7 protein-coding genes and 3 pseudogenes are annotated in these 7,396 nt (G+C 61.7%); 1 reads left to right on the top strand and 9 read right to left on the bottom strand.

Annotated features, from left to right (window positions below):
* Positions 1 to 29: 29 nt before the first annotated feature.
* From RBRH_RS18915 to RBRH_RS08065, 8 genes and pseudogenes are all read right to left on the bottom strand, one after another.
* Positions 30 to 399: pseudogene (locus RBRH_RS18915) on the bottom strand (transposase domain-containing protein); the annotation flags it as partial.
* A 93-nt stretch (positions 400 to 492) separates the two neighbouring features.
* Positions 493 to 1,953: pseudogene (gene tnpC / locus RBRH_RS08090) on the bottom strand (IS66 family transposase).
* Positions 1,954 to 2,091: 138 nt separating this feature from the next.
* Complete coding sequence (locus tag RBRH_RS21315; RefSeq protein ID WP_415878038.1) at positions 2,092 to 2,211, bottom strand: hypothetical protein; 120 nt, start codon at positions 2,209 to 2,211, stop codon at positions 2,092 to 2,094.
* A gap of 49 nt (positions 2,212 to 2,260) precedes the next feature.
* Positions 2,261 to 2,428: an IS66 family insertion sequence element accessory protein TnpB gene (tnpB, locus tag RBRH_RS17285; protein WP_198409225.1), complete on the bottom strand. Its 168-nt coding sequence runs from the start codon at positions 2,426 to 2,428 to the stop codon at positions 2,261 to 2,263.
* The gene (locus RBRH_RS08080) at positions 2,425 to 2,811 is read right to left on the bottom strand and encodes a transposase (RefSeq protein WP_041753673.1); all 387 of its coding nucleotides are present in this window, start codon (positions 2,809 to 2,811) and stop codon (positions 2,425 to 2,427) included. Before RBRH_RS08080 ends, tnpB begins: the two co-directional genes overlap by 4 nt.
* A 62-nt stretch (positions 2,812 to 2,873) precedes the next feature.
* Positions 2,874 to 3,116 (bottom strand): annotated as a pseudogene (locus tag RBRH_RS21560) (IS481 family transposase); the annotation flags it as partial.
* A 400-nt stretch (positions 3,117 to 3,516) separates the two neighbouring features.
* Positions 3,517 to 3,777 carry a hypothetical protein gene (locus RBRH_RS17275; protein WP_041754340.1) on the bottom strand — a complete coding sequence of 87 codons (261 nt, stop codon included), beginning with the start codon at positions 3,775 to 3,777 and terminating at the stop codon, positions 3,517 to 3,519.
* A gap of 231 nt (positions 3,778 to 4,008) precedes the next feature.
* Positions 4,009 to 5,271 carry a cupin domain-containing protein gene (locus RBRH_RS08065; RefSeq protein ID WP_013435671.1) on the bottom strand — a complete coding sequence of 421 codons (1,263 nt, stop codon included), beginning with the start codon at positions 5,269 to 5,271 and terminating at the stop codon, positions 4,009 to 4,011.
* A 32-nt stretch (positions 5,272 to 5,303) separates the two neighbouring features.
* Here RBRH_RS08065 and RBRH_RS08060 point away from each other — a divergent pair, with 32 nt between their 5' ends.
* Positions 5,304 to 5,867, top strand: a complete 564-nt coding sequence (locus RBRH_RS08060) for an FKBP-type peptidyl-prolyl cis-trans isomerase (RefSeq protein WP_013435670.1) — start codon at positions 5,304 to 5,306, stop codon at positions 5,865 to 5,867.
* Between the two features lie 55 nt (positions 5,868 to 5,922).
* On the opposite strand, the gene RBRH_RS08055 is transcribed toward RBRH_RS08060, so the two are convergent.
* Positions 5,923 to 7,389, bottom strand: a complete 1,467-nt coding sequence (locus tag RBRH_RS08055) for a hypothetical protein (protein WP_013435669.1) — start codon at positions 7,387 to 7,389, stop codon at positions 5,923 to 5,925.
* Between the last annotated feature and the right edge of the window lie 7 nt (positions 7,390 to 7,396).

Here is a 7,396-nt window from a genome sequence, read left to right as displayed (position 1 = left end):
GATGGTGGATCGCTCGCTCGGATTAGCAATCAGGCAGTGGGCGGCGGGTCAGACTGGCGGGGCAACTTGCCGATGACGTTCCAGGGCAACAGTTCGTCAATGCGGTTAATGGAATGGTCATCAATATGGGGCAAAACATATTCAAGGTAGGTGTGCGGGTTGATCCCGTCGAGCTTGCACGTGCCGATCAGACCGTACATCGCGGCAGCTCGCTCGCCCCCGCTATCAGAACCGGTGAACTGGAAGTTCTTGCGTCCCAGTCTCACGCAGCGCAGCGTGTTTTCGGCTAGGGCGTTGCTGATTTCAGCGCGCGCCCCCTTGGCAGTTCAGCGCAAGCGCGTCCCACTGGTTGAGCGAATAACGGATCGCCTTGGCCAGCTCAAATTTCTTCGACTGTGTGATTCACGGACATCGTTTCACTTTTAGATGGCCGTTTTCGTGGCGCGTTGGTAAGCCCCCGGCAAAGACATCCCTGGAGGTAAATGCCGTCAATCAAGCTGGGGCTGGCGCCCAGCGATGCGGCAGCAGGGCGGCGATGTCGTCGGCTCGATGGGTGGGCAATCGATTGAGCACGTCTTTAAGGTAGACGTACGGGTCATGACCATTGAGCTGCGCGGATCAAATCAGGCTCATGATTGTCGCGGCGCGTTGCCCAGCGCGCAACGAACCGGCAAACAACCAGTTCGAGCGACTGATGGCCCAGGGACGAATCTGATTTTCCAGCCAGTTATTGTCGATGGGCATATGCCCATCGACTAGATAACGCGTGAGCGCCTCCCAGCGCTTAAGACTGTAGTCAAGCGCTTTGGCGATCGCCGATCCTTCACTGGAACCCCGTTTGCGCTGAGTGAACATCCACTCATGTAGCGCATCGGCGATTGGCCCAGCGCGCTGCTGACGCACTTCACCTCTGCGATCAGGCTTGAGCTGTGCAACATCGCGCTCGACAGCGTAAAGTGCGCCGAAGTATTCCAGCGCCTGTTCAGCGATCTGACTCTTGTGGTTGGCGTGCAACTCAAAGAACTTGCGTCTTGCATGAGCCATGCATCCGATCTCAGTGATGCCCAGCTCGAATCCGGCTTTGTAGCCGCTGTGATCGTCGCATACTAACTTGCCGCGCCAGTCACCGAGAAACTGGCGGGCATGTTCGCCCGCGCGACTATCGGCGAACTCATAGACCACGGCGCGCACGTGGGCGAACTGCGTCGTGGCGTATGCCCATACGTACGCTCGCTGCGTTTTTCCTTTACCGGGAACGAGCATTTGCACCGGCGTTTCATCGGCGTGCAGCACACCGTGTTGCACAAGCTCTTCGCGAAGCGCCTCGACCAGCGGCTGCAACCTCACACCACACACGCCAACCCACTGACCCAGCGTTGATTGGGCGATGGCAAGACCGGCGCGCCCGAAGATGCGTTCTTGACGGTACAACGGCAAGTGATCACCGTACTTGGCAGCGAGCACTTGCGTGAGCAAGCCTGCGCTCGGCATGCCCTTGTCGATCACATGGGGCGGCACAGGTGCCTGAATCAGCGTCTCGCACGCCTTGCAAACCCATTTGCCGCGGATATGCCGTTCAACCGTGAACACCCCCGGCTTATAGTCCAGCTTCTCGCTGATGTCCTGGCCGATACGCACGCGCTGGCAGCCACAAGAGCAAATAAGTTCGTCGGGTTCGTGATGGATCTCGGTGCGCGGCAAGTGTGGCGGCAACGGCGCACGCTTGGGCTTCTGACGCTGCTTGTGCGCAGGCGTATCTGACTGCAATTGCTCGAGCTCGATTTTGAGCACAGCCAGATCGGCGTCGATGGCCTCATCGAGCAGACTCATCTGCTCAACGTTGAATTGCTCGCTGCGCTTGCCAAATTGCAAGCGCTTGAGCACGGCAATCTCATGGGTAAGTTGGTCAATGCGCCTCTGACGATAGCGCAACTGCCGGTCCTTCTCGCCCACCTAAACCATCAGTTGCGCAGCTAGCGTGCGCAGTTCGTCGGGGCTCAGAGCGTCGAGGTTAGCCGATAGGTTCATGCGGCCAGTCTGCCAGAATCCACCGCGCTGCGGCAAGCAAGCCAGTTTACGGCTTTGGGGATATTACACGACGGTGATCGCGTGATCGTGTGCGAGTGTGTGCCAGGGCAGCCCGGTTATCAGCGCTCGCAACTGGGCGAGGTTCAGCGCGGCGGCAATCGCCTGGTTGCCATTCGTCCAGATGAACCGCCCCTTGTTCAGGCGCCGTGCCGCCAGCCAGATACCGAGCCCATCATACGACGAGCACCTTCATGCGCGTCGAGTCACGGTTAGCAAACAGATAGGCGTGGTGCGGCCGCGCCGCGCCAAACACCCTCACCACGTGCGCTAGGATCGTATCGATGCCCGCGCGCATATCGATCGGCTCGGTCGCTAGCCAGATCTCGTCGATGCGCATCATCGTAGCCACCCTTGCAACCACGCCGCGCAATCGGCTGCAGCACAAAGCGGCCAGCGTACCGTCACGCTCGCCGCCCCTCGGCGCACTTCGATCTGAATCACCGTCGAGGCAGGCGACACGTCCGGCGTCTCCCATTGCAGCGGCACAAACTTCGCCGCGGGCACGCTCATCGACTGGCGCGCTTCGCGCGCCACGTCCTGCTCCTGCTGCGCGGCCACCCACCGACGCAACAGGTTCGCATTCAACTGGTAATGCAGCGCCACCGCAGCGATCGACACGTTTGGCTGCATCGCCGCACGGATCACCGTCTCCTTGAACTGCTTGCTGTGGCGGCGTCGCCGTGTCGGCTGCACTGCTTCCAAACCCGCTTCACTCTCGTTCATAGCGTACACGTGTCCATTAGAAAAATAGGTAGACACGATCCTCGCTTCATGACACGGCTGGTTCAAGGTGACATTGCCGGGGGCTTACGCGCGTTGGAGCTCGGGGTTCCGATAGAAGACGCAAGTTCCAACACGCGCCGGTGATGTTCGGCGAGGGTCTTGTCGAGTCGCCATTCGCGGTGTTGGACACGCTCTTTCAGTTCGTCGTAGGCGCCGGCTACCTCTTGTGCCAGCGGTGTCAATTCGCCTAGTTCTGCGATGCGATCGACGGGCGTCTTGCCACCGAGTGATCTGTGCGGGCGACGGCGATAATGTTTTGGCTGCGCTGGTTCCGCCGCGCGCCTTTGTGCTTGGCACGCAGTCGGAGAAGCGTTGCTCGATCGACCTCAGAAACCTTCTGGCTTGGACTTCGGTGTGGACGGCGGCTTTGGGATTGGAGACCTGCTTCGCTGGCTTCTTGATAGCGACGTAGCCATCGCGAAGTGTCGGTCGGCAGATGCCACAGCGCGCGCATGCGAGGCCGCCATTGTCGGCCTCGCATGCGCAACCAACGTAATCGCGTGGCGATCTCTCGGTCCATCGCCTCATCTTAATTAAAACGATGTCCGTGAATCGCACATATTAAACGACAAACCCCCGGTCAAAACCAGGGGTTTGTCAGCAGTTTGAGCCCGCGTAATTGCGGATTTTTTTCGCCGACAGCGATTACTGGCTTACGCCCGAAGCCGTGGCGGCAGCCGAAGCCGCATCGCTCGCAGCAGCGGCAGCGCTCGAAGCCGCGTCGCTAGCTGCAGCTGCGGCGCCCGAAGCGGCAATGGCCGCGTCCAAAGCAGCCGAAGCAGCAGCCGGAGCCGATGCGGCAGCCGCGTCGCTCGCAGCAGTCGGAGCTGTGCTTTCGTCCTTCTTGCCGCAAGCCGCCAGAGCCATCACTGCCAACAGAGATGCTACGAGGAGGGATTTCTTCATGATCACGTCCTTTTATGGTTACAGGTAAGCAACAGCGCGAATAATACCGGTATTGTGTGCTTCAACACTCACCTATGGCCGCTGGTGGGTCGCATGCTCGTCGCATTCCTCTCACCTACGGCTTGGGCAGGAATTATAGGCACTTTCCTACCGACCGTCGATAAATCTGGGGCCGGTTCGTTGTCTTTTCCAGACAAAATTTCATATCACGGGATACCGAACGCCAGCCGCTTATGGCTCGCCAATCCGTATCCAGCCCGCACGATACCATTCGTACAACAGCTGTGTCATGGACGAATGGTGAGAGAGTGTTACAAATTTTTTCCCTGGAAGCATCCGCTGATCGGCTAACGTGGTGATGGCTTTACGCAAGCTGCGTACCAACTTCGCTGATTCCCCGTTCAAGTAATAGCGCGTGTCGTCGTACAGCAAAATCGTTTTCGGATCGAGTTCGACGCCGTTTTCGACGATGCGCGAAACAAACGCATGACGCGACAGTGCGCGCGCAGGTGGGTCAAAAAAAACACTCGTCTTCGGTTCGCTTAAGTAGCTGCCGACAAATTCCGCGATGTCCGCACGTGACCAACGCATCCGCTCGACCAATTCCACGACGTGGTCGACCAGCGTCGGGGGCAGTGCGGCCGGATGGTCGCTTACGGGCGGCTGATCCGGGTCCGCGTAGCGGCGCGACGCGCCACGGGCCTGCGCCGCGCGCTCAGCAGCATGATACAGGAATTGCTCGGACAGCTCGCCGTCAAGTGGCGCGCGAAAGCCGATTGAGCCGGTCATGCACTCGCCCAGCGCGATGCCATCATGTGCGATGTGCGGCGGCAGGTAAAGCATGTCACCCGGCTCAAGGATCCAGTCCTCGCTTGGCTCAAAATGCTGCAGCACTTTCAGCGGCAAACCCGGACGCAGCGAAAGGTCCCGCTGCGCGCCGACACGCCAGCGGCGCCGGCCATGCAACTGAAGCAGGAACACGTCGTACGAGTCGAAATGCGGTCCTACGCCGCCGCCATCGGTCGCATACGAAATCATTACATCGTCCAGCCGTGCATCCGGCAGGAAGCGGAACCGGTTCATCAGCGCGTGCGCGGCTGGCACGTGCAGGTTCACGCCCTGCACGAGCAGCGTCCATTGACGCTGACGCGTGGCCGGCAAGCGTTCGAATGGCCCGTGCTCGAGTTGCCAGCGCACCTCGCCGCGCACTGCACGTTGCCGGATCACGCGCGACTCGACATCGTCACGTTGCGCGAGGTCAAATAGGCATTGCCGGGTGACCGGGGAATGGAAGTCGAGCAGCGCCTGTCGAACCAGCAATGGCTTTTTTTGCCAGTAGCGGCGCATGAACTGCGCCGGCGTCAGGCCACCCAGCAGTGGAGTCGGCACGTCGGGGCGGGGTGGGGTGACAAACGCGGGCGGGGTGGCCGGCAGACGCGTCGAAACGGCGCGCGACAACATCCGCGGCGCCGGTGGGGAAGGCCGCACAGGCATCGTATAATGGAGCTTGTATTCTGGAGAGTCGAATGAAAATCGCGAAGAACACCGTCGTTTCTGTCGCCTACAAGTTGTCGGATGCACAGGGCAACCTGATCGAGGAAAGCGACGAGCCGATGGTTTATCTGCACGGCGGCTATGATGGCACGTTCCCGAAGATCGAGGAAGTGCTAGAAGGCCAAGAAGCGGGATTTTCGACGCAGATCCAGCTCGAGCCCGTTGATGCATTTGGCGACTACGATCCTGAACTGGTCAAGATCGAGCCTCGAGACCGCTTTCCTGAGCCGCTCGAAGTCGGCATGCAGTTCGAGGGGACGCCCGAAGGCGGGGACGACGAGGTCGATACACTGATCTACACGGTGACGGATCTCGCCGAGGACAAGGTGGTGCTCGATGGCAATCATCCGTTGGCCGGCATGGCTTTGCGCTTTTTGCTGACGGTCAGGGACGTGCGCGAGGCCACTGCCGATGAAGTCGAGCACGAGCACGCGCATGGCGCCGATGGACTTGAAGTCATCGACCTGGACGAGGATGACGGCCAGGACGATGACGGCTCGTCTCCGGCGGCCGGCAAGTCGCCAACGCTGCATTGACCGTCGAGCGTTTGCCCCGGTGCAAGGCGGGTCGTCAGCCAGCGTCCTGACACGCCTAAGGGCGGAGGGGGTCGCGGTCGAATCGCGGCGCGCCGGCTGACGCGTGTCTTGACGGGTCGGTGTGGAGCCGGGCAGCGGGCGTCTCGTTCGGCATGTCGTCATTCGATGGGCCGGCTGGCGCCGCACCGGAGGTTGGCACGGCCGGATCACGCGGAGCCGGTGCGCGCTGCGCAGGGGGCGGCCAGAGCCCGGTGGGCGGTGTCGCGGCTGCGCCCGGCATCCATAGCCCGTTAGCCGGTGTTGTGGTTCCGCCCGGCAGCCACAGTCCGTTGACCGGCGTCGCGTCCGGTCCTCGCTCGGGTGCGGCGGTCGCAGCGCCCGGCGGCTGCGCCGCCGCGGTGGCGCCAACGTCGCCGGGTGATGATGCCGTGCCCGGCGGGCCGGACACGGGTGGTATTGTCGCGAACCGAGCTGCATCGGGCCATGCACGTTCGCTGACGTGGAACACCGGCCAATGTGTCGGTTCGGCGCGGATATCGAGCCACTGTGGATCACGGCCCGCTCGCGCGATCGCGACTCGGGTGAAGTTCTGGATACGCTCGCCGCGGTCATCGTGTAATGGCTGGTCAATTCGCACGCGCGGCAATGTGTGATGGCTTGCGCCGTGAATCAGTACGACCGTGCCGCTGAAGCTGCGCGACAGCTCGACCAGCGTCCGTTTGAACTCAACGTACCCATCGCGCGGCAGGCCGCGACCCCATCTCAGCCAAGTCAAGCGCCCGCGTTGCTCATAGCGCTCAAAGTCGGGATCGGCGTCGATTAATACGCTGATCGCCTTGAGCTTGCGGCGCTTGGCATATTCCCCAGCGTGCCGCAGCCAGAACGCATTGGCGACCGCCCGATCCTCGAATTCGCCGTTGCGTCCGCCGGCACTCGAATAATGATTGTTGCCGTCCGGCACGTTCAGTGTCACGAAGGCGATACCACCGGTTTCCCAGCGCAGGTTCTCGCGATACTGTCGGAAGCGCGGCAGGTCGCTTTGCCGTACCACGTGCATCGCCTTGCTGCCGAGCGAGTACGGCTGGTCGAAGAACGTTTGACGCACGAAGTCGAGTCGCTCAACCGGATCAAAGCCCCCGGCAAGCTTGCTGTCGCAGTCCTCCCAGTCGTGGCGGCCCGGTATAACGACGAGGGGCACCGCGGACGTGTCGAGCAACGTGCGACGCGCGGCGAACAGCGCGTCGACGCACGGCTCGCCCGGCCGGCGCAGCGCGCCGTCCCATACCGCGAATTGCAGCTTCGGGGTGCGCCGCAGCCTGTCGAGTAGTGCCCGTGTGGCCGTATCGCTCGACAGCGATGGTGGCAAACCCACGATGACGGCGAAGCGCACGCTGTCGATCACAGGCGTACCCGGCGCTGCCTGGGCGCCCGGCCCACGCCCAGCAAGCAGCACGACTAGCGCGAATGCAAGCGTGCGCCTCGTCACCGCCGTGCAGCGCTTTTGCGCGTGATGGGGTGGCATGCGCGGT

Origin of the sequence: Mycetohabitans rhizoxinica HKI 454 (genome assembly GCF_000198775.1) — a bacterium.
GTDB lineage: Bacteria > Pseudomonadota > Gammaproteobacteria > Burkholderiales > Burkholderiaceae > Mycetohabitans > Mycetohabitans rhizoxinica.
Note: the sequence above shows the minus strand (reverse complement) of the source record. Positions and strands in the feature narration are given on the sequence as shown.

Bases quoted from the DNA above. Each gene is read 5' to 3' on its own strand.
- RBRH_RS08055 (WP_013435669.1), bottom strand. From the start codon at position 7,389: ATGCCACCCCATCACGCGCAAAAGCGCTGCACGGCGGTGACGAGGCGC.
- RBRH_RS08060 (WP_013435670.1), top strand. From the start codon at position 5,304: ATGAAAATCGCGAAGAACACCGTCGTTTCTGTCGCCTACAAGTTGTCG.
- tnpB (WP_198409225.1), bottom strand. From the start codon at position 2,428: ATGATGCGCATCGACGAGATCTGGCTAGCGACCGAGCCGATCGATATG.
- RBRH_RS08080 (WP_041753673.1), bottom strand. From the start codon at position 2,811: ATGAACGAGAGTGAAGCGGGTTTGGAAGCAGTGCAGCCGACACGGCGA.
- RBRH_RS17275 (WP_041754340.1), bottom strand. From the start codon at position 3,777: ATGAAGAAATCCCTCCTCGTAGCATCTCTGTTGGCAGTGATGGCTCTG.
- RBRH_RS08065 (WP_013435671.1), bottom strand. From the start codon at position 5,271: ATGCCTGTGCGGCCTTCCCCACCGGCGCCGCGGATGTTGTCGCGCGCC.